At 37.8% G+C, this 21,435-nt stretch carries 14 protein-coding genes; 11 read left to right on the forward strand and 3 right to left on the reverse strand.

The window, feature by feature from the left end; genetic code table 11:
- The first annotated feature begins 7 nt into the window (after positions 1-7).
- Positions 8-2,053, forward strand: coding sequence for a protease Lon-related BREX system protein BrxL (gene brxL, locus FPV17_RS02945; RefSeq protein WP_144560400.1), 2,046 nt, complete (start codon positions 8-10; stop codon positions 2,051-2,053).
- A gap of 26 nt (positions 2,054-2,079) precedes the next feature.
- Here the strand turns inward: brxL and FPV17_RS02950 are convergent, their stop codons facing one another.
- Positions 2,080-2,205, reverse strand: a complete 126-nt coding sequence (locus tag FPV17_RS02950; protein WP_246117187.1) for a helix-turn-helix domain-containing protein — start codon at positions 2,203-2,205, stop codon at positions 2,080-2,082.
- Between the two features lie 102 nt (positions 2,206-2,307).
- On the opposite strand from FPV17_RS02950, the gene FPV17_RS02955 reads away from it, so the two are divergent.
- The 5 genes from FPV17_RS02955 to FPV17_RS02975 all read left to right on the forward strand — a co-directional run bounded on the left by FPV17_RS02955 (position 2,308) and on the right by FPV17_RS02975 (position 9,929).
- Positions 2,308-2,841, forward strand: a complete 534-nt coding sequence (locus FPV17_RS02955) for an inositol monophosphatase family protein (RefSeq protein WP_144557897.1) — start codon at positions 2,308-2,310, stop codon at positions 2,839-2,841.
- Positions 2,841-3,512, forward strand: a complete 672-nt coding sequence (locus FPV17_RS02960) for an inositol monophosphatase family protein (RefSeq protein ID WP_144557899.1) — start codon at positions 2,841-2,843, stop codon at positions 3,510-3,512. Before FPV17_RS02955 ends, FPV17_RS02960 begins: the two co-directional genes overlap by 1 nt.
- Positions 3,513-3,711: 199 nt before the next feature.
- On the forward strand, positions 3,712-6,198 hold the full coding sequence (locus FPV17_RS02965; RefSeq protein ID WP_144557901.1) for an MrcB family domain-containing protein: 2,487 nt from the start codon (positions 3,712-3,714) through the stop codon (positions 6,196-6,198).
- Positions 6,167-8,626, forward strand: coding sequence for a restriction endonuclease-like protein (locus FPV17_RS02970; RefSeq protein WP_144557903.1), 2,460 nt, complete (start codon positions 6,167-6,169; stop codon positions 8,624-8,626). Before FPV17_RS02965 ends, FPV17_RS02970 begins: the two co-directional genes overlap by 32 nt.
- A 718-nt stretch (positions 8,627-9,344) precedes the next feature.
- Entirely contained in the window at positions 9,345-9,929 is a 585-nt protein-coding gene (locus FPV17_RS02975) for a hypothetical protein (protein WP_144557905.1), read from the forward strand.
- A 324-nt stretch (positions 9,930-10,253) separates the two neighbouring features.
- Here FPV17_RS02975 and FPV17_RS02980 read toward each other — a convergent pair whose 3' ends face one another.
- A complete protein-coding gene (locus FPV17_RS02980) occupies positions 10,254-10,976 on the reverse strand; it encodes a hypothetical protein (protein WP_060704099.1) in 723 nt (240 codons plus the stop codon).
- 216 nt (positions 10,977-11,192) lie between these two features.
- On the opposite strand from FPV17_RS02980, the gene FPV17_RS02985 reads away from it, so the two are divergent.
- The 4 genes from FPV17_RS02985 to FPV17_RS03000 all read left to right on the forward strand — a co-directional run bounded on the left by FPV17_RS02985 (position 11,193) and on the right by FPV17_RS03000 (position 19,474).
- Positions 11,193-14,297 (forward strand): DEAD/DEAH box helicase, encoded by a 3,105-nt coding sequence (locus tag FPV17_RS02985; protein ID WP_144557907.1) that lies wholly within the window; start codon positions 11,193-11,195, stop codon positions 14,295-14,297.
- A gap of 883 nt (positions 14,298-15,180) precedes the next feature.
- Entirely contained in the window at positions 15,181-15,843 is a 663-nt protein-coding gene (locus FPV17_RS02990) for a 4'-phosphopantetheinyl transferase family protein (protein WP_144557908.1), read from the forward strand.
- A 168-nt stretch (positions 15,844-16,011) separates the two neighbouring features.
- Positions 16,012-19,011 (forward strand): amino acid adenylation domain-containing protein, encoded by a 3,000-nt coding sequence (locus FPV17_RS02995; protein WP_186370714.1) that lies wholly within the window; start codon positions 16,012-16,014, stop codon positions 19,009-19,011.
- Between the two features lie 175 nt (positions 19,012-19,186).
- A complete protein-coding gene (locus FPV17_RS03000) occupies positions 19,187-19,474 on the forward strand; it encodes a hypothetical protein (RefSeq protein ID WP_144557912.1) in 288 nt (95 codons plus the stop codon).
- Positions 19,475-19,569: 95 nt separating this feature from the next.
- Here the strand turns inward: FPV17_RS03000 and FPV17_RS03005 are convergent, their stop codons facing one another.
- Positions 19,570-20,028 carry a DinB family protein gene (locus tag FPV17_RS03005; RefSeq protein WP_035398776.1) on the reverse strand — a complete coding sequence of 153 codons (459 nt, stop codon included), beginning with the start codon at positions 20,026-20,028 and terminating at the stop codon, positions 19,570-19,572.
- A gap of 240 nt (positions 20,029-20,268) precedes the next feature.
- Here FPV17_RS03005 and FPV17_RS03010 point away from each other — a divergent pair, with 240 nt between their 5' ends.
- A complete protein-coding gene (locus FPV17_RS03010; RefSeq protein ID WP_144557914.1) occupies positions 20,269-21,183 on the forward strand; it encodes a helix-turn-helix domain-containing protein in 915 nt (304 codons plus the stop codon).
- Positions 21,184-21,435 lie beyond the last annotated feature (252 nt).

The following is a 21,435-nucleotide window of genomic DNA, read 5'->3' on the forward strand; positions in this document are numbered from 1 at the left end:
AGAAAAAATGAACGAGGGGTTGACCGTTGACTTGGATAGCAAGCTGAATGACGTTTTTGCTGGAAGAGTTGTTCGTAAGGATTTAACAAATCTTATTAAAGAAGGGGCTAATGTTCCTGTCTATGTGCTTGAGTATTTACTTGGAATGTATGCTGCAACGGATGATGAAGATAGTATTCGTGAGGGGTTAGAACGGGTAAAGAAAATTCTTTCAGAAAACTTTGTTCGTCCTGATGAAGCTGAAAAGATTAAGTCGCGTATTCGTGAATATGGTCAGTACTCGGTCATCGATAAAGTGACAGTAACGTTAAATCCAAAAATTGATACTTACGAGGCGGAATTCTCAAACCTTGGTTTAAAGGGTGTCCCCATTGCTTCTATGTACGTGAAGGAGTACGACAAGCTCCTTGTAGGCGGTATATGGTGTATGGTCAAAGTTGATTATTTTTATAATGAAGAGGTTCGAAATTCGAACCCTTTTCATGTAGGCAGCTTACAACCGATTCAGATGCCGAATATGAATATACATGAGGTTTTCGAAGGTAGAAAGAGTTTTACAAAAGATGAATGGATTGATATTTTAGTTCGTTCGACTGGTATGGAACCTACCCAGTTAGAGGAAAGAACAAAGTGGCATTTATTGCTACGGTTAGTTCCTCTAGTCGAAAACAATTATAACATGTGTGAACTTGGGCCTCGTGGTACAGGAAAATCTCATGTTTATAAGGAATTATCACCAAACTCTATTCTCGTTTCAGGAGGTCAAACCACTGTAGCAAACCTTTTTTATAACATGTCTACTCGAAAAATTGGACTTGTTGGGATGTGGGATTGTGTTACATTTGATGAAGTGGCTGGCATTCGTTTTAAAGATAAAGATGGTATTCAAATCATGAAAGATTATATGGCATCTGGTTCGTTTGCTAGAGGCAAAGAAGAAAAGAATGCTTCTGCTTCTATGGTGTTTGTCGGTAATGTGAACCAAAGTGTTGACACATTAATTAAAACATCGCATCTATTCGCTCCCTTCCCTGAAGAAATGGCAAATGACACGGCATTTTTTGACCGGATGCACTATTATCTACCTGGTTGGGAAATCCCCAAATTGCGTTCAGACCTTATTACTGAGAAATATGGATTTATCGTGGATTACATTGCAGAATTTTTTAGAGAAATGCGGAAGCGTACTTTCAGTGATGCCATTGATCGCTATTTTAAATTAGGCAATAATCTAAACCAACGTGATACGAATGGGGTAAGAAAAACCATATCTGGTATGTTAAAACTACTTTATCCACATGGCGAATTTACTAAAGGAGAAGTTAGTGAAGTATTGGAATATGCTCTAGAAGGTCGTCGTCGAGTTAAGGAGCAGTTGAAGAAAATAGGTGGCATGGAGTTTTATGATGTGATGTTTTCTTATATTGATAAAGAAACACTTGAAGAGCATTACGTATCCGTTCCTGAACAAGGTGGAGGTAAACTAATCCCAGAAGGAATGGGGAAGCCGGGTCATGTGTATGTAGCAGGGCATGGTCATTCTGGGATGATTGGTATTTATAAGATCGAAAATCAAGTTGTTAGTGGCACTGGTAAGTTTGATAAATCAGGTGTTGGTTCAAATCGTGAGGCAAAAGAAAGTCTAGACACCGCCTTTCGTTTCTTTACAGCTAATAGTAAAAGTATAAGTAATGCAATTAGCACAAAGACAAAAGACTATCTGATGCACATCAGCGATCTACAAGGAATAGGTTTAACAGATGAACTAGCTATTGCTGAGTTAATTGGTCTTTGCTCCAGTGCATTAGGAAAGCCAACGCAAGAAAGTTTAGTTGTCATTGGCAATATGACAGTAGGTGGCACGATTTCCAAAGTAGAAGAGTTTGCGAACATGCTACAAGTATGCGTAGATGCAGGTGCTAAAAAAGTATTAATACCTGCAGCATCAGTGATGGACTTACAGACAGTTCCACCAGACTTATTGGTAAAGGTACAGCCAGTGTTTTATTCTGACCCTATAGATGCAGTGTTTAAGGCGTTAGGAGTTAGTTAATTTAGTGTGGATAAATGACCAGCACACTATTTAAACCTCAATATCTCATTCATATCTTCAATCCCTAAAGCATCAGCAATCTTTTCTATATGTTCTAACTGAATCCGTTCGCGCTTCCCATTAGCCATTTCACTCAGGGTAGCGCGGCGGATTTATTTTTGTGGGTAATTTTTAAAAGATGTACCCTTATGCGTACAACTTTCATGACTGATTGCCTTTATAATAATGTAAATGTCTTTTTTTGAGGTGATTCAATGTTCCCCCGACAACAGTTTGTTTCTAATTTAATGAATGAAGTGAATAGCACCATTTCAAACACAATCAAAGCAAACACCATCACATTACAATCCGAAGTCTATACATTGATTCAACGCATCGTGACAGACGCTTATCCATCTGACATCCTCTGTTTTCCACACCAAGAAGTTGCTTTAAATGCTATCCATCCAACCTGGTTGCTATCACTGAACCCTTATTACTATGGCTCAAAAGCATCCTATGTTTTATCCATCTTAATCGTGAAAGATAGAATGCCAATACATGGCTGGGTCTATGATAATCTTTCAAGTAAGCTTTTCCATGCAGAAAAAGGATGCGGTGCTTACCTGAATGGCAAAAGAATCTTTCGTCAAGAGTTAATGAGTCTAAGAGAGGCAGAAATTCGGATTCACTCATCTTTTTTAAGAAAAGAACAGCCTCAACATCCTGCTTATCAACGAGTAAGGATGGCAGAGCAACCAACAGCGCTTGAAATCTGTAAAGTTGCTGAAGGGAATACCGATATATAATGTTCCCCCGACAACAGTTTGTTTCTAATTTAATGAATGAAGTGAATAGCACCATTTCAAACACAATCAAAGCAAACACCATCACATTACAATCCGAAGTCTATACATTGATTCAACGCATCGTGACAGACGCTTATCCATCTGACATCCTCTGTTTTCCACACCAAGAAGTTGCTTTAAATGCTATCCATCCAACCTGGTTGCTATCACTGAACCCTTATCACTATGACTCAAAAGCGGCTTATGTTTTATCTATTTTAATAGTGAAAGATAGATTGCCAATACATGGATGGGTCTATGATAATCTATCAAGCAACCTGCTCCATGCTGAAATGGGGAGAGGCACTTACTTGAATGGTAAAAGAGTCTTTCGGGATGAATTAATGAGTTTAAGAGAAGCCGAAATTCGCATTCACTCTTCTTTTCTACGGCATTCGCAACCTCAAAATCCTGCCTATCAACGAGTAAGACAAGCAAAACTGCCAACAGCGCTTGAGATTTGTGGAGTTGCTGAAGGAAATACTGATATATTCTTATCAATAAATCAAACGCCTTATGAATTTGCTGCAGCAAGTTTAATTGCAAAAGAAGCTGGGGTAGAGGTAATGACGTTAGAAGGAGAAGAACTGAGTTGGGGTGAAAACTCGAGCGTATGGTGTGGAATGGTTTGATTCTTATATATAAATATGATAGATCTGGAACCGTTTAAGTGAACGGTTCTTTTTTGTGTTTTAAATTTCAATAAATAAGCTTCTATTTTAACTCATGGCTAAGGTCCTATATAATAGATAGAAAGGTTAAGAGATTAGTAGAGGTGTTGATCATTTGTTTGAACAGTTTTTGAATGAGTATCTCAAAAGTGAGCCCAGTATGTTTTTGTTAAAGGGCAATATACGAATAACTGTTAAATTAGTCAATGTTAATTCAGTAGAATTCAGTTTAGAAAATGGAAAGTCTGAATCAACTCAATATAATGAACTTCTTAAAGCTTATAAACAATTATTAAATGAGGGGTCATATTCAATAAATGAAGATGTGTTAGTGGCGAGTTTGTTGGCTAGCCTTCCATTTGCAGAGGCTTACGTTGAAGAAGGTGTAATTCGATTAACGTCATTTGATACAGAAGAATTGCCTGTCAGTACAGTTAAAGATGTAACAATACTTCTAGAAGAGTTGGCTGCTGGAACGTACAAAGCTGATCGACTTAGCGAACAATTAGCAGGGAATCAAAATCTTTTTCGACGAAAATCAAATGCACGTCAAAACCTAAGAATGCTCGGCATTTTGGATAAAGAACATTATGAACAGAACAGTTTCTTTGAGAGATATCGTGGCTCATCCAATAAAGATGAGCGAGACGAATTGCTTAAAACTCAAATCCTATCCAACGTTTTTTTTCAAATGGTTTTACATGTCTTATCTTATACGGGAGTAAATAAGGCAGCAAGAAAGCAATTATTGTTTGAACTTGTACGGAAGATCGTATGGAATTCTCGGGGTGCAAATCAAATTACGAAATCCGTTGCAGAGGATAGACTATCGCATACACTAAATTGGCTTTCCTATTTTCATTTAATTGATGAAAATTATTTACCGATTCATGATATTGAAAACAGTCAGGAGCGCTTACCGTTGAATACAAGGTTAAGAGAGACATTTATAAGTATATTAAACAATTATTCGTCTGCAAGGAAGGAAAAGTTTTCAAAAGACAATGAGATGTATCAACTTGTGAATGAAACCGCGGCTAATGAGCTAAAAAAATTACCGTTTATTCATGATCAATTCAAAATAAAGACATCTGTTGGTCAGGGGAATTGGACATTTACACCATGGATTGCTTTTTTACATAAGGATATTACACGTTCAACTCAAAATGGCTTTTACATTGTGTATTTGTTTCATGAAGATATGAGTAAATTGTTTCTAGCGTTTGGACAAGGGGTGACGAATACGGATTCGCAAACGATGGCAAACGTGAAGCAAGAAATACGCGAGAACATCGAAATGGATGCTAGGATTAATAAGAACGATTTACTTAATATGGGTGCAGGGAAGACGGCTAAGGGTTATGCGGAATCTACAGCTGCATACATTGAGTACGATCGTGAACAAATGCCTTTGGAAGAGACGTTGATAGAAGATTTAAAGCTCATGATTGGTTATTACCAGTCCTATATTCAATTTTTGAATAAGAAAGACACATATGAGCTTCCTCAGTCTGGAGCGGAAATGGTGCAGGAATCGATGGTAGAGTGGGAGCCAATACGTGTGGTAGATCACATCCATACCTATATTAGCGGTAAGGGGTTTTACTATGAAAAAGAAGAAGTAACCAACCTTTACCTGTCTCTCAAAACAAAGCCGTTTGTTATCTTATCAGGAATCTCAGGAACGGGGAAAACCATGGTTGTTCGTTGGTTCGCGGAGAGTCTTGGGGCGATTGAAGAAAATGGTCAATTTACCGTTATACCAGTTCGTCCAGATTGGAACGATGGGACCGATTTAATAGGATTTGAAGATTTAAAAGGAGAATTTCAAAAGGGGCCGTTAACCGATGTGCTGCTTTGTGCTATTGAAGATCCAACCCGACCCTATTTCGTTTTATTGGATGAAATGAATTTAGCTCGTGTTGAATATTACTTTAGTGATTTATTGAGTGTCATGGAAAGCAAGAAGTGGCAAGATGGGAAACAGGTGAGTTCAAGGGTACTACCATTTCAAGTTGAGAGTCAAGATGTGTATTTACCGGCAAATGTCTACTTAATTGGTACAGTCAATATGGACGAGACGACTTTTCCTTTCAGTAAGAAAGTATTAGATCGAGCAAATACAATTGAATTTAATCGTGTCCGTCTTGATCACTTATCTTTTTTAACTGAATTAGAGGAACAAGCACCAATCGCTCTCCACAATAAGCGTTTAGAAGCAGAGTTCTTAACCCTTAAAGATGTTTATGCATTAAACCCGAGCTTAATAAATGAAGTGACAGAGCTTCTTGTACGTGTAAATGAAGCACTTAAATTAAATGGCTCTCATATTGGCTATCGAATAAGAGACGAAATTTGTTTTTATTTGGTCTATAATGAGCGCGATCGTTTGTTATCCCAGAACGATGCGTTTGATTTGTGTTTGTTGCAGAAGATATTGCCTAGGTTAACAGGTAGCGATGCGCGAATGAGAGATGTTCTACTAGCATTATTTGACGTGTTAACAGGAAAGCGAATTCAACAGTATGCGGATATTGTTGCAGAGGATATAGAGCTAGCAAACTATCGAAAAAGCACGGAGAAAGTGGCTGAGATGTTGAGGGGGCTGGAACAAGATGGCTTTACATCCTTCTGGATCAGCTCGTGAGGAAGTTGAATTACTTCAGATTGAAACAGCTTACTTTTCTTTTATTGTTAAAGGGAGGCCGTATCACCCTCTTTATGAAGGGTTAAAGACATATCGGAGTTTGGATTTTCATGATGAGATGGAATGTAAAGCGGACGGGAAAGAAGTAGAATCGATTAAGGTATATGACGTCGATCATCAACAGTTAGTGTTACTTGAAGAAGGGCCTTTCCGGCCGATTTTCTTTGAACAAACGACCTACCAATTCTTAATCATTCCAAAAAATGAACGAAAGGTTTCGTTTCATCATGAATTCCACTTATTTAGAAATGCCGTAAGTGAGTTAAATGTTGGTTCACAGTCTTTACTAATGGGGCAACTCAATTTCGGGAGTGAGGTTGGGTTGTCAACGTTTGAAGTGAGGTCAGAAACGGAAACGCTTTTGACGACAACCATAGAGATATTTCCAGCTAAATTAGACTATAAAGAAGATTATCGACAATTATTAAATGAAGTAAATGATGAAATTTATAATTTAGCTTATCATTTTTTACGGAAAACACACTTAGGTGCGACGATTAAAATAGATGGGCAGCCAACGATGTCGGAGTTCTATCGGTTATTTACCTATCATTTTGACTCATTTGTTAAAGCGATTACTAGAATTGAGGTACAGCCTCATCACAACTTGCAAAAAACGTACGAGTGGGAACGCGCCGATAAAGTGAAGCGGCTAGATTCATATGGTCGAAGACAATTAAGAAAGAATGGTCGACTTTTTGTAGAGCATCCAATGGGATTGGATGTCAATGGCAAGACCCTTATTCCGTCAAAAGCGTTAAACCGGCAAATGTATGTTGTGTACAATACGCCAGAAAATCAATATATAAAGTGGATGATGGAAAGGTTGGTTGAGAAATTAATTGACCTTACGAAACAGTTGTCCAGTCGGAGTCGATACCAAGCAGTTGATGAATTTGCGGTTGTTCGCAGTGAAGTAATGGAAAAATTAAATGCTTTAAAACATAAACTCAGGACACAGTTCTGGCAAGGAATTAAAGCAACTCCGATGACGCAATTTAGCACGGTTTTACAAATGGCACCTGGGTATCGTGATGTGTTACACATTTATTTGACGGTTTCAAAAGGATTAGCTCTATTTGGCCAACAGTACCAAATGTCGGTTAAAAATGTTGCTGAGTTGTATGAATACTGGACATTTTTAAAGGTTGGACAGATTTTAAGCAAACGCTACCTATCAATTAGTCAAGATGTTGTGTCTGCCACATCAAACGGATTGTTTGTAAATTTAGATGCGAGCAAAAGTGCATCTAGACTCTTTGAACATCCCCTTACCGGGGAAAAAATGAAGCTAACTTATCAAAAACGTGAATGGAATCCGACCACAACCCAATTGCCAGACATTGTCCTTAGTGTTACGAAAAAAGGAATGAAGCAATCTTTTAATTATGTGTTTGACGCGAAGTATCGAATTGATTTTGCTGCAGAGGAAAGTTACTACGGGCTTAAATATCAGATTCCAGGGCCTATGGAGGAAGACATTAACACAATGCACCGTTACCGAGATGCAATTGTTCACAAACGTCAAGGTCCATATGAACAAACAGCTTTGGGTGCATATGTATTGTTTCCCTTTGGGTTTGAAGAGGGATATCGGGAACACCAATTTTTTAAAAGTATTGAAGAAGTCAACATCGGGGGACTACCTTTTCTTCCTTCAACTACAAAGTTAGTTGAAGAACTAATTGAAAATATCGTAGAAAAAAGTCCGTCAGAACTCCATGATGAAGGCATTTTACCTCAAGGTACAAAGCACAAGTGGCAGTCGGAGTTAGATGAATTTGTACTCATTACAAATGTCTCAACAATTGATAATTATAAAGAAAGCTTACATAAGAAGGAGTATAAGATCCCCATTCATACGTTACCTCGAGACTGGCGTAAAGCAACGCATCTGGCTCTTTATGTAGGTAAAAAGGTTAATGAGACAAATGGTGTGGTTTGTTATGGAAGAATTGAAGATATTTCAATTAGAGATCAGCAAATGACTTTTTGCATGGAGTCTTGGCAATCAATTGATCCCATTAAACCCGTGCGCTATGGAATCGCGAATACAATGATGACAACGTTAACTCAACTAAGAGAAGCGAATGAACTACCGGAACTCTTTATGAAATCCAAAGAAGAGGCGCTCATTTGGAAACTACTAAGAAGAGTGTCGGATAAAGTGAAAATAGAATTAACCGAAAATGAACTTGATCAAGCTACAGGAATAAGGCATTTTACGGTTAAGGATATAGAAGTGAAGGTTAAAGGGACTAAGGTTCAATTCAGACGAGCGGGAGTAATAAAGATATTTGAACGAGATGAATTAACCAAATCGCTCTATAAAATATTCCGGAGCCTGGTTACGATGATGAAAGAATAGTGGATCTTGTTGACTACATTCAACTGGAATATGTAACGACACCCATGTAAATGAACGAATGAATTTATAAATTTATAGAATTTGTTAACTGCATTAGGAATGATCTTTTGCGTTACTCTATATTAACTTTTACAATTCTTTTAACGTTGTCTAGCTGTACTTTTGGTAAAGAACAATCGGTTTTTAACTTGGAATTTATCGTATCTGAAAATAAAGCGACTCAAAATGAGTACATGTTAGAAATGATCCTTTTGGAAGAGATGCAAACCTTTATTTAACTGAAAACAGATCTGTAAATGTGCCAGTGGAAATAGATATGCGTTATTCCATCACTGTATTTGAAACCACGTTAACAGAAATAGGGGAGGAAATGAATTTGCATCAAAACAAGGGCAATCCATTATGGGTAGGAGAAGTTCTAATAAATGATGATACGAAACAATTGATAGACTTAAATTGATGCGGGTAGTAAGAATTTAAAGGAACGAACGTGCATGGATAGTCAAAAAAGGTAGACTGTAGAGGGTCTGAAAATAAGATTGCTTGAAAGAGAGAAGGGGTTGTTATGAGGGGAATGCAAATAAGCAATAGAGAGAAATGGATCAAATGCATAGGCTGGATAGCCATTATCCATGTTGTATTTATCCTTATCTGGTTGATCATAAATATCATACTTTCGATTACCGTTCCAGCTACATTTGACCAAGGTGTTCCCTCGATGGAAGCAGGATTAGAGTATCACTCGACATTGGTTGGCTATGTAGCAATGGATCATGGGAGTAAATCAATTGTTATGCTAGTAACAATCCTTGTTCCAATAGGTATGTATTTTCTTTTACCGAACAAGTCCTTTGCCAGTGTGACGGGTCTGATTGCTGGTGTGTCGGGTTTTCTTATCTATTCGGTTTCATTCATGTTACAAGCGGTAAGTGTGGCTTATGCCATTAACCTGTATCAGACTCATACAACGGAGTACGGAAGGCAGTTTGCGATGCACGTATTTGAGTGGACGATGCTGGAAGGTGGGTTTTCAACAAGTCTTTACGTGCTGTCGAATTTGTTACTGGCAGGCTGGGTCATTCTTTATTCAAAACAGCTTTTTAACGAGAACAAACGGTTACGTTTATTTGGTTACATTGTAGGTGGATCACTTATTATTGGTTATCTCACTTCGTGGGTCTTTTTGATGTTCGGGCATCATGCGTTACATCTAGTAACCGAAACCATTGGTATGTTGTTTTTACTCTGGTTAGGATTAATCGGAATGAGGCTTGTCAGAGGTCAAGTGAATTTGAATTCATGACGAATATAGGTAATCATATTTATGATGGCTGCGGGTTTGCTTTAAAATTATGAAAAAGGTTAGAATATAAAAGTAAATCTTATATTCTAATCTGTTAAACCTTTTATCAGCCCAAATAATGCAACTCCTACAATACCCGCAATTAAGAAGGGTATTATTTCGCCGAAACTAAACGACCCAAACCAAAATATTAGAATAAAAACAATGATAATTAAGATTGTTATAATTGATTTCATGATGTTCTCTCCCCTAACTAATATTTTTCTTTATTAATGCTATTCTAAAAAAGAAGATGATGCAAACCATCTTCTTTTTTAGAACGAATTATTCATAGATATTGAAATAATAGAAAACTTCTTCTTCATTTAAAAGATCAGTCAATTGGGCGTCTGAGAATGCTCTAACATCCATTCTATGTTGATCAATTGAGCCGAAGTGAGTACTCCATGAATTAGACCATGCAGTATGGGAAATCCAAATAGAATCGTAGTTAAAGAATCTGTTAGTTACCATTCCAGTAATTCCAGATACTAAAATTGATGCAGTTACACCAAGACCACCGGCTCTACTTGCAACCCCACTTGCTATAGCTGATACCCAACTAACGGCATCGGGTTCAATATAGGATTCAAATGAACCAGTATCGACCATATTCCAAATCGGATTTGGCGGTAGATCTGGATGTTGACCCGAAGCGATAGCCATTATACTAATGTCATCATTTTGGAAATTATTAACAGAACCGGTTTTGAGATTAGTATTTGTTCTATCTGTCATTCTTTCATTTTTATAAGACTCAATAATAACCTCATCTTCTGTAGATCCTTCATAAATTAAAAGATGAGCTTCCTCATTAATTATTACTTTGTTACCTTCAGTTGTTGGTACAATATCCCCAGTTGTTGCTAATTCTTCATCGGTAACTACATTAACGTTTGGGTTATTATAATCTGTGTTAGGTAAATTTTGAGCATTTGCATTATTGCTACTAAAGATCGTACCAGAGATAAGAGCAATAGAACAGAATACGGGTAAGTATTTTTTCATATAATGATCTCCTTTAGAATTTAAATTTGTTGTATTATACAACTATGTAATTTAATACCACAAAAGGATAAATTTAAACACGAAAAGGATCAAAAAATATAAAATTTTAAATTTATATTAAAAATTATGTTAGAGATCAAAACTAAAAATGTATGCCTGCATCACGAATCAGGTTGTGGAAAAGTAGTGAACAGATACATACATTCAGGGGGACACATGAATAAAAGAAATGATATTTTAGATGCATGGATCATGGTCGAACAGCTGTCGGAAGGTTCTATTAATAAAAAAGATTCTTCTTTAGTGCCATTACGTACTCAAGAAGAAGACTGGCATAGCTTTTTCTTACGCTTTTTAGAAAAGCAAAAAGTAGAACGAAACATTACTGAAAAGGGCTTTAAGAAATCGGGTCTCGTACTTTATTTTGGCATTTTCAATTTTGAAGAAGTAATTGAATTGTTGAGAAGTCAATTTAAGATTGAAAAATCGTATGAAGAGGTGAGTAAATCTGACAAGTTCACCTTCTTATTAAGCTTTGATAACGAACTCAATTTCAAAGAAGACGAGTTATTCTTTACAATGAGTGGCTATATTCAACAATACAAAAAATTCCCTAAAAACTTCACCGGGTTTGAAGATAATTTTAAAGCGGATTTGAAAAAGAGATTTGAAGAAGACTTTAATCAAACCATGAAGGAACTTTTTACGAAATACGTGGTGTCTAAGGAACATTTTCGTTATCAATTCGTGAACGATGTCACGAATAGTGATCCTAATCTCCATTCGTTTTTTATAGAGGATTTGAATAAGGCAAAGAAAAAATCGAATCAGAACTTGGATCGCTATTTTAAAGGGTTTGTAGGATCTCGCCAGAATCTTGACAGTAATAAAGAGTCCCCTCACTTTAATCCAAGTGCTTTTGAGAGTATTTTACAGCCGAAATTTTATCCTCTTGGACGTTTCCCGAGTAATCCGAAGTTTGCGTTGTCCTTTATGCAACAGGTTGCGGTTAATCTCGCCTCAAATGATCGTAACCCCATTCGTAGTGTAAATGGTCCACCAGGTACAGGTAAAACCACCTTACTTAAAGATATTTTTGCGGATTTAGTTGTACAGCAAGCATCGGAAATCGTCGCTTTATCTACAAAACGTATAGACGGTAGCTTACCGTACTGGAAAAATGCCAAATTGGGTGTTTTGCCACACATTATTTCTGAGAAGAATCTCGTTGTTGCCAGTTCAAATAACGGTGCGGTTCAAAATATTGTTAGAGAATTGCCGAAGAACGAGCAAATCTCAGAAGAATTTCAAAATCAGCTTGCTGAGGCCGATTATTTTAAGCAATTATCCAACTCTAAAGTAAAGGTGGAAGGGGTTGGAAAGAATCGTGCTCTTACCCTTGAACATGTAGAAGATGAGAATTGGGGGACCTTTTCATTGGAGGGTGGCACCTCAAAAAATATGAATAACGTTCTCTTACATATCGAATCAATTGAGGAAAATTTAGAAGATGACTACCAAACGAATGAAGATGCCTATAAGGAATTTATGCGTCTTACTGAACGATTAAAAAAAGAAAGAGAAACGATACAACAATTCAGTGAAAAGGTATCTCTTTTTCAAAAGGTAACCATTGACTATACTGAGCAACTTGCTGCTTTTAATGAAAAAGAAAAGCAGAAGCATGAAGCCTTAGCGTCCGTTAAGAAAAGAGAGAGAGACGACATGGAAAGAGTCGAACAGGAAATGGCTCATCTTAAAAAGGAACATGATAGCACATCTATCGAACTCGAAGATCTAAAGAATGTACAAGCTCAAGCTGAAAGGAATTATGATGTCATTAGGGCAAAAAAGCCGAGCCTTTTCTGGGTGAAAAAACTGTTAAAGGTGCCGGAAATGAACGAATACATGAAAGAGCTTACAAGCGCAAATGACAAACTGAATCAGATGACTCAACAGCAAACAGACTTAAAAAAGACGCAGTCGAAGTTGGAGAAGCAACTACATAATTATGAAAAAAGAGTAAAGAGCGCAGTGAAAAGGATTGAAGAATCACAGGCTGAATTCAATCAATGGATTAGTACTGAACAAACGATTTTGCGAAATTTAGAGCAGCAAATAACAGCCTTGAGAGAAGATTTGGTGAAAAGTGATAGGAAGGTACTTGATTTTTCACTCTCCTATGATCAACTCCAAAAATCCAACCCATGGTTTTCTGATCATTTCCGTACCTTACAATCAGAGCTCTTTATTTCAGCGTTAAAAGTAAGGAAACAATTTCTTTATGAAAACAGAAAGAATGTAAAAAAGGCGAGGATGATTTGGCAAAAGCAGTCTGATTACATTGCAAAAGAAAATGGGCTTCTAATACTTGCTGAGTCGTGGCAATGGATCAACTTTACGATCCCTGTCATTAGCACAACGTTTGCTAGTTTTGGTCGGATGTTTAAACACCTGAATGAAAACTCAATCGGGAATTTATTTATAGACGAAGCGGGCCAAGCACTGCCGCAAGCGAGTGTCGGGGCCATCTTAAGAAGTAAAAAGGTGATGGTCGTGGGAGACCCATCGCAAATCAAGCCTGTATTAACATTAGATTCGCCTGTTTTGAGCTTGATAGGGAGGCATTACAAAGTAGATGAAACCTTTGTCTCCGCTGATGCATCGACTCAAACGCTTGTTGATGCAACGAGTCAGTTTGGCTTTCAAAAAGACGATGAAGAATGGATTGGTATCCCTCTTTGGGTGCATCGACGGTCAAATTACCCGATGTTTACCATTTCAAATGAGATCTCGTATAACAACTTAATGGTTCAAGGTAAAGAAGGGGATGCCGCACAGGGGAAATCAGATTGGTTTGATTCAACAGGAAATGCCATTGACAAGTATGTGAAAGAACAAGCTCTCTTACTTAAAAAGCTAATTACGAATCGTTTGCAAGATAACCCGGAGTTAGCTGAAGAGATCTACGTCATCACGCCATTTAGAAACGTTGCTTTTAAAGTGGCACGTGTGTTAGATGACATTGATTTTACAAAAAGAGAAAATGGAAAGCCAGTCAATGTCGGTACAGTACATACGTTTCAAGGGAAAGAAGCAAAGATAGTTTACTTTGTGCTAGGGGCAGATTCTACTAGCAGTGGTGCAGCTAGTTGGGCCGTTTCTGAAGCCAATATTATGAATGTGGCAGCAACTCGTGCGAAAGAGGAATTTTACGTCATCGGTGATAAGGACTTATATGGATCTCTCGGAAGTAACGTGGCAGATAGTACTATCTCCATTATTGAGAAGTATAACGAAAAGGCACAACAGCTTACTTAACCTACGTTAGTCTCATTCACATCTGGTTGATAAAAATTTCATGATTTCGATTACGGTTCCATATACATGTACTAGATTGATGTGATTCTCAGTCAACACATAGCTAAGCAAAATATGGATATAAATACTGAGGCTGGGACAAAAGTCGATAGATAGACAGACCAAAATGACGAACATTCCTGAAAATAGGAATGTTCGTCGTTTATTTTATATGAAAAATAGCGGAAGGAGAATCCGAAGACTCCTGGGGGATCAGCACGTGTCTGAAGACTCTGGAGTGGCGGTTTTCCACGGAGGAGGCTGAGGCCGTGTCCCCGGAAAGCGAAGGATTCTCCTGTAGCGGTGCTACTCAGCATATTTTAGACTATTCGTTTTTTCAAATACTACTTTTCGTTATGTCCCAGCCTCTTTTATAAAATGTAAAAAGCTCAAGATGAGCTGTAAACCGATCAAGATTGATTCATATCTGATTTTCCCCGTGACACTCTGAATTGCTTGTACCACTCTGGCTATATCGTTAAGTATACTTATTAAGTTACTTATTCTTTGAGAAATAGAACTAATCCATATTCGTAAATTCTGAATAAACTTTTTATATCAGGGTAAGTGATTCTAAAGACAATTTTTAAAGGGAATGGTGACGATGCCTGGTCATTGGGGAAAGTACGTAGTGTTACTGATTCTATACATTCTTATTGGTATTGGGATGTATTACTTTTTTGATGGAAATCCATTTCCGATAGTCTTTTTATCGTTAGGAATAGCTTTTTGGTTGATAATATTTATATGGATAAAAATAAGCCGAAAAAAGGCTCAAAGAAAGCGTTAGACAATTTGTTTCATTTTAATTTGAACGGCACACACACTAATCAAAGGAGAACATATGACTATATCGATCGTGTATGGAAAGACAGAAAATGTCATGAACAATTTAAGTGGGATGGATATAAGACTGAATCAAGAGGAAATGGAAAACTACAATCGATTCCGGTTTCCTAATGATCAGAGAGATTACCTAGCCGCTCATTTACTTGCTCGTTACTGTATACACCATCTTACGGGTGTAGCGATTCATGAAATAGAATTGACTCAGCATTGTGCCACTTGTGGTGGGAATCATGGCAAACCAGAAGTGATGTATCCTGCAACGACGTTTGTCTCTTGGTCACATACGAGTGGTTATGTGGCAAGTATTTCAGCTCATAAACCAGTAGGCATTGATATTGAGAAAATGGCATCATTGGATAGAGCATTTGGAGACTCATTCTTATCCCCATTGGAGAAGGAAGCGATTTCTTTAGCAGATGGGGATGAAATCAGCTCTACCTTATACAAGTTGTGGGTTAAGAAAGAAAGCATAATTAAGCTAGGGTTGTTTCGAATTGATGAGATGAGAGACATCTGTTTGGCTTCTAGTAACAGTTTTTATTCTCATAATAGAAAGAAATACGCGTTTATTGATATTCATTCGAATCCCTTGATGGGAGCTGCTGTATACGAAATAGAAGATGGTGCCATAGAAAAGGTCTCGCTCACACATTTATAAATCGTCTACCTGACTCACTTCCTGTTCCTTTGCGTCATCGGTAAATGACACATTTCCCAATATCGGTCTAGCATATTGAAAGGTATACTTGTTAAAAGGTACAAATAGAAGCAATGAGATGCAGTATCTTTGGGAACGTGTATGTTAAAAACAAAAAGGAGCTATTTTATGATGCAGCGCAGTCTAAAGGAAATTTTCTCAATGCAGGTAGACGAAAGACCAGAGGATATCGCGTTAACGTTTGGTCATTCGCACATGACGTATGGAGAGCTAGATCAAGCTAGTAATCGTCTCGCCAATTATCTTCTGGATCAAGGTGTGAAGAAGGGTCAATTAATCGGACTGTCCCTAGATCGATCGCCTCAACTGATTGTAGCGATAGTAGCTACAATCAAGATTGGTTGTGTTTATGTCCCTATTGATTCAAAATACCCTCAAGAACGTATTGAATATATGATCGGTGATTCATGCGTCACGACTCTTATCACGACATCTACCACTCTAGCCCAAATGCCTTACCTTCAAATAGCTACCATCTTACTTGATCAAGAAGCAAGTCAAATTGATTTAATAAAAGCAACTCCTCCAGCTATGAACGTTGAACCACTTGATTTGGCTTATATTATGTACACTTCTGGATCGACTGGAACACCAAAGGGTGTAGCGATCCCACATCAAGCTATTATACGACTAGTGAAAGAAACAAATTATTTTCAAATTGATCACCAGCAAACCGTCGGTCACTTTGCGTCCACTTCTTTTGATGCAGCCACCTTTGAGATATGGGGGGCTTTATTAAATGGTGCGAAGTTAGCCATTAGTAACCCGGAACCAATTACACCGGAAAGTGTTGCTAAGGTGGTACGTGATCACAATGTATCGATTCTGTTTTTAACCACAGGCTTGTTTAACCTCATGGTTGATGAAAGGATAGACGATTTAATCGATGTTAAATATTTAATCAGTGGTGGGGAAGTGATGTCGCCTACCATTGCCAAAAAAGCTGTGGAACGATTGCCAAATACTCGGGTTTTTAATGCTTATGGTCCAACGGAAAACTGTGTCTTTAGTACGGCATTTGAATTGACGAATCGAACCAATTTCGATACGAGCATTCCGATTGGTAAGGTTCTCAATGGAACCTCCATGATAGTCGTAAATGAGGAGTTGAACATTGTCGATGATGGTCAAATTGGTGAACTTCTTCTAGGCGGTCTCGGTCTTGCGAGTGGTTATTGGAATCGTGAGGATGTCACAAAAGAAATGTTTATTTACTTGAATCGTGAGCGTTTTTATAGAACAGGGGATCTCGTACGTAAGCTTCCAGATGGAACTATTGAGTATTTAGGTAGGATGGATCATCAAGTTAAAATTCGTGGTTTTCGAATAGAGCTTAATGAGATCGAAAATCACATTATACTAAATGATGAGATTAAGCATTGTTCCGTTAGTATTCAAGAAAATACGCCAGGAGATAAACGCCTTGTGTCCTATCTTGTCCCGTTGAATCAAAAAACCTTTCACCTTAAAAATTTAACAGCCTATCTAAAGCAAAAATTACCTGAATATATGATCCCCTCTAATTATGTCATACTAGATAGCTTACCCTTAACAACTAATGGGAAAGTAGATCGCGCGGCATTGTCGAATACACTGTTCACTCGTCCCAACTTTGGCGTGCCTTATAAAGCGCCACAAACAGAAAGGGAGCAACAGCTGGTACACATATGGCAAGATCTATTACAAGTCGATCAGGTCGGCGTGGACGATGATTTTTTTGAACTTGGAGGAAACTCTCTTCTTGCAGCTCGAGCGATAATTCGTATGAAAGAAGCACTCGACACTTTCTTACCGTCAAGCGCGTTGTATAAGTATTCCACCATTTTCAAGCTAGCTAGCTTCCTAAAGAATCAATCTACAGAAACCGATTTAACTACAGTAAATTTAGCCAATGAGATTCAATTAGACGAACGCATTTCACCATCAACTACATTCAGCCCTTCATTCTATAAACAAAAAGCCATTTTCTTAACAGGAGCAACTGGATTTTTAGGGGCATTTTTAATCAAAGAATTTCTGGAGCATGATGAGGAAGCGAATATTTACTGTCTAGTTCGTGCATCTAGTGTAGCAGAAGGTCTTCGACGCATTAAACAGAATATGGAAAAGTATCATATTTGGTCTGATGCGTATGAGCCGAAGATTCTACCGATTCCTGGTCACTTAGATCGACCAATGTTCGGGCTAACCCGAGAGGAATTCGATCAATTAGCGAAAACCATTGACGTCATTTATCATAATGGGGCAAAAGTAAACTATGTTCAAGCTTACGATTTGCACAAAAGTGCAAACGTAACTGGTACACAAATAATCCTTGAACTTGCATGCACGTCAACTCTCAAACCGGTTCATTATGTATCAACGATTTCTGTATTTGGTCCGATTGGTTATTTTACGGATGTTAAAGAATTAAAAGAGGATAGTCGTTTGGAGATAAGTGAACCTTTTGTTTATAAAGACATGGGTTATGCGCAAAGCAAATGGGTTGCTGAAAGCGTAATGTGGGAAGCAAACAAAAGGGGTATTCCTATGACGGTGTTTCGTCCAGGCTTTATCATGGGTGATCGTCATACAGGTGTAAATAACACCGAAGATTACGTTGCTCGAATGATCAAAGGTTGCATCCAATTAGGGACTTATCCTCATTTACCTAGACAAAGAAAAGAATTTGTACCTGTAGATTTTGTGGCTAAAGCGGTACGAGAAATTTGTCTCGATCCAATTAACTTTGGAAAAGCATACCATCTAACGCCGCCGACAGATAGTATGGATCTTGAAGATTTCTTTGCAGAAATGAATACCACACTCGGCTATTCCCTTAAGGTGGTTCCTTATAAAGACTGGGTTCAGCAACTTATCGAGGAAACAAAGAATTCGAGCGATAATGCGTTGACACCATTTCTTACACTTCTCTCTGAAGAGCTTTATAATGGGAAGACAGCCTTTGAGCTTTATGAAAATATGCCCACGTACAATTCGAACAATGTGGAAAAGGCTCTTAGCGAGAGCGGGCTGACTTTTCCCATAATGGACAAGAAGTTGTTACGCACTTACTTTCATTATATGAAGAAGATAGGGTTTATTCCAGCACCACTAGTACGAGTTTAAAGATCGACTAAAGCCCAATTTGCTTTAGAAGAAGTGTTACGTTAACGACCAGATAAAAGTCTGGTCGTTTTATTGATTTTTGACGTGCTTAAGGAGGATAGATGATTTACTGTTAAGTTTAAACGTGCCAATGAATACACTAGAAGTAACGTAACACTGGGAGGTTTTTTAGAAGGTGATTACGTGGAAGTCTTATAGTATTTTAATCACAAGTCTGTTCTTATTGTTGCATGTCATTTTTTTAGATGCAGTATCCCAAATAAGTTTTATATATGATGGGATCTTGTGGTACTTGTATACCAGTTATATACCGATCTCGGTTATTGTAATGCTTCTATTAATTATTAAAAGCTTGAGATCAAGTAGTGAAAATAAAGTGATCCCCATTATTGGCCTTTCGTTGTTGTTCGTATTAGCCATGATTTTCATGTTTTTTGCCTATCTTGGTGCTAATTTTGCTTAACAAGAAGAGTCCTTTAAGCTACTCTCTAAATGTAAAGAACTGACGTCCACCATTAAACATATTGGGATGGCGTTTAAGACCACCAAGTAGTTCAATTAAATGTGTTTGGAAATGGTATGAATCGTTTGAAAGTGTATTCCTTCATGAAAAATGGTTCGAATTAAAACTTGTTCGATGGTTTGCATGCCCATTTCAATAGGCGGATGAACGTCTTCTAGACGATCTTTATACCTTTCCATGATCAAATCTGGCTGCGAACGAAGCAATTCTTTTAATTCTTGATAGGAAGGGGTTTCAGTAGAAAAATGACTTGGATTTGTCCCATAACCAAACCATTTATGATAAGCATGTGGATAGGGTATTTTTTCCTTTATTAATGTCTCGATCCACACATATTGATCGAGGTAAAGATGCCCCAAATTCCATCTAATATTATTATGAAAGCCATTGGGTACGATGTCAGCCTCTTCTGCACTTACACTGTTTAAACTAGTTAGAGTCTCTTCTCGGTAAGTCTTTAATTGTTTAAAAAGATTTTCATGAAATTTTTTCACTTTATCTCTCTCCTGTCAGATTATTCTGTATTGTTATCTAATTATACCGTTAGAGGAATAAAAAAGCTTCACTTCCTTAAATGCATAAGGTCGCTGAATGGAACGAATGAGCATTAGCAACCCAAAAAACGGCGATGACACGCAAAAAATGAAAAGTGCAACCAGGAATGGCGAGGTTGCAACCGCTGGTAGGTAGAGGGAAAGTGGTCATTGGATTACGATAAGAATGAGGTGAGGAGAATGGAATTTTATCAAAAACTAAAAAAATTGAGAGCCCAAAAAGGATGGTCTCAAGAGGAATTTGCTGAAAAGCTTCAAGTCTCAAGACAGGCAATCAGTAAATGGGAGAATGGTCAAGGGTTTCCAGAAACAGAAAAACTGGTGAAGATGAGTAGGTTATTTCACGTTTCCCTGGATTACCTATTAAAGGAGGAAGATCAATCTTTTGGAGAACAAGGAACGGAAGAAGGTTACTATGCCAGTCAGGAAGTCGTGGAAGCCTATCTTCTAAATAAGAGGCAGGGCGCTAAAAAAATCGCAACTGGAGTGGCGATTCTTATAGCTTCGGTCTTATTACCGATGTATTTTCAACATGCGTTTAGCTATGTGTTGTTTATCGTAGTGATTGCTAGTGGAGTAGCCATCTTGGTATGGCAAGGATTAAGTGTGAAAGCATATGAAGAACTCGAAACACAACCATTAATTTTTGATGATTCGTTTATTCAACAGTTTAAACAGAAAAGCTTGGCTAATCGTAAAAAGTTTGGACTCTTAATTGTCACGGGAATTGTCATCATCATATTAAGTTTTGGGATACCTTTTTTAGCTAGCGACACAAGTCATGCAAACAGAGATCCCCTCTTAGCATTAATGCCGTTAATATGGGCCTTTGCTGTGTATTTGTTTATTATTGCTGGTTCTGCAATGGACGGGGAGCGGTTGGTTACCCACAATAAAGAATACCTAAAGGAATATAAAGAATATGAGGAATCAACTAAACATGAGTGGATTCATGCGGTCATGTGGCCATTGGCAACGGTTGTTTTTTTGGCCATCGGTTTTATTTGGGATGCCTGGCATCCTGGATGGTTAGTATACTTGGCTGCAGCAGTTGTTACAGTCGCTTATACGACTTGGAAAAGTAGTAAAGAGTAAAAGGATTGCACAAATTTTGTTGTTGGTATAAGAATCCCATCTTGCCCATTCGCTCGGGGTGTTGTATAGAAAAGAATCGCACTTTACTCTACAATTAGGTGCTGGAACATGTCTCTACCCTGTGACATCTCCCTTATGAAGAAAAGTAGTTAAAAAAGCTATGAGGAATAGGTTTCCTCATAGCTATGCTAACGTTTCAAGGAGGTTCGGAAATGGGAAATTCATAAGAAAATCGTAATGTCACAGATGTCT

Source organism: Shouchella miscanthi, from assembly GCF_007725405.1.
GTDB classification, from domain to species: Bacteria; Bacillota; Bacilli; order Bacillales; family Bacillaceae_D; genus Shouchella; species Shouchella hunanensis.

What these genes read in the sequence shown, in the direction of transcription:
- FPV17_RS02975 (WP_144557905.1), top strand. Translation starts at nt 9,345, where the DNA reads ATGGAAGCAGGATTAGAGTATCACTCGACATTGGTTGGCTATGTAGCA.
- FPV17_RS02960 (WP_144557899.1), top strand. Translation starts at nt 2,841, where the DNA reads ATGTTCCCCCGACAACAGTTTGTTTCTAATTTAATGAATGAAGTGAAT.
- FPV17_RS02955 (WP_144557897.1), top strand. Translation starts at nt 2,308, where the DNA reads ATGTTCCCCCGACAACAGTTTGTTTCTAATTTAATGAATGAAGTGAAT.
- FPV17_RS02990 (WP_144557908.1), top strand. Translation starts at nt 15,181, where the DNA reads ATGACTATATCGATCGTGTATGGAAAGACAGAAAATGTCATGAACAAT.
- FPV17_RS02995 (WP_186370714.1), top strand. Translation starts at nt 16,012, where the DNA reads ATGATGCAGCGCAGTCTAAAGGAAATTTTCTCAATGCAGGTAGACGAA.
- FPV17_RS02980 (WP_060704099.1), bottom strand. Translation starts at nt 10,976, where the DNA reads ATGAAAAAATACTTACCCGTATTCTGTTCTATTGCTCTTATCTCTGGT.
- FPV17_RS02970 (WP_144557903.1), top strand. Translation starts at nt 6,167, where the DNA reads ATGGCTTTACATCCTTCTGGATCAGCTCGTGAGGAAGTTGAATTACTT.
- FPV17_RS02965 (WP_144557901.1), top strand. Translation starts at nt 3,712, where the DNA reads ATGTTTTTGTTAAAGGGCAATATACGAATAACTGTTAAATTAGTCAAT.
- FPV17_RS02985 (WP_144557907.1), top strand. Translation starts at nt 11,193, where the DNA reads ATGAATAAAAGAAATGATATTTTAGATGCATGGATCATGGTCGAACAG.
- FPV17_RS03010 (WP_144557914.1), top strand. Translation starts at nt 20,269, where the DNA reads ATGGAATTTTATCAAAAACTAAAAAAATTGAGAGCCCAAAAAGGATGG.
- brxL (WP_144560400.1), top strand. Translation starts at nt 8, where the DNA reads ATGAACGAGGGGTTGACCGTTGACTTGGATAGCAAGCTGAATGACGTT.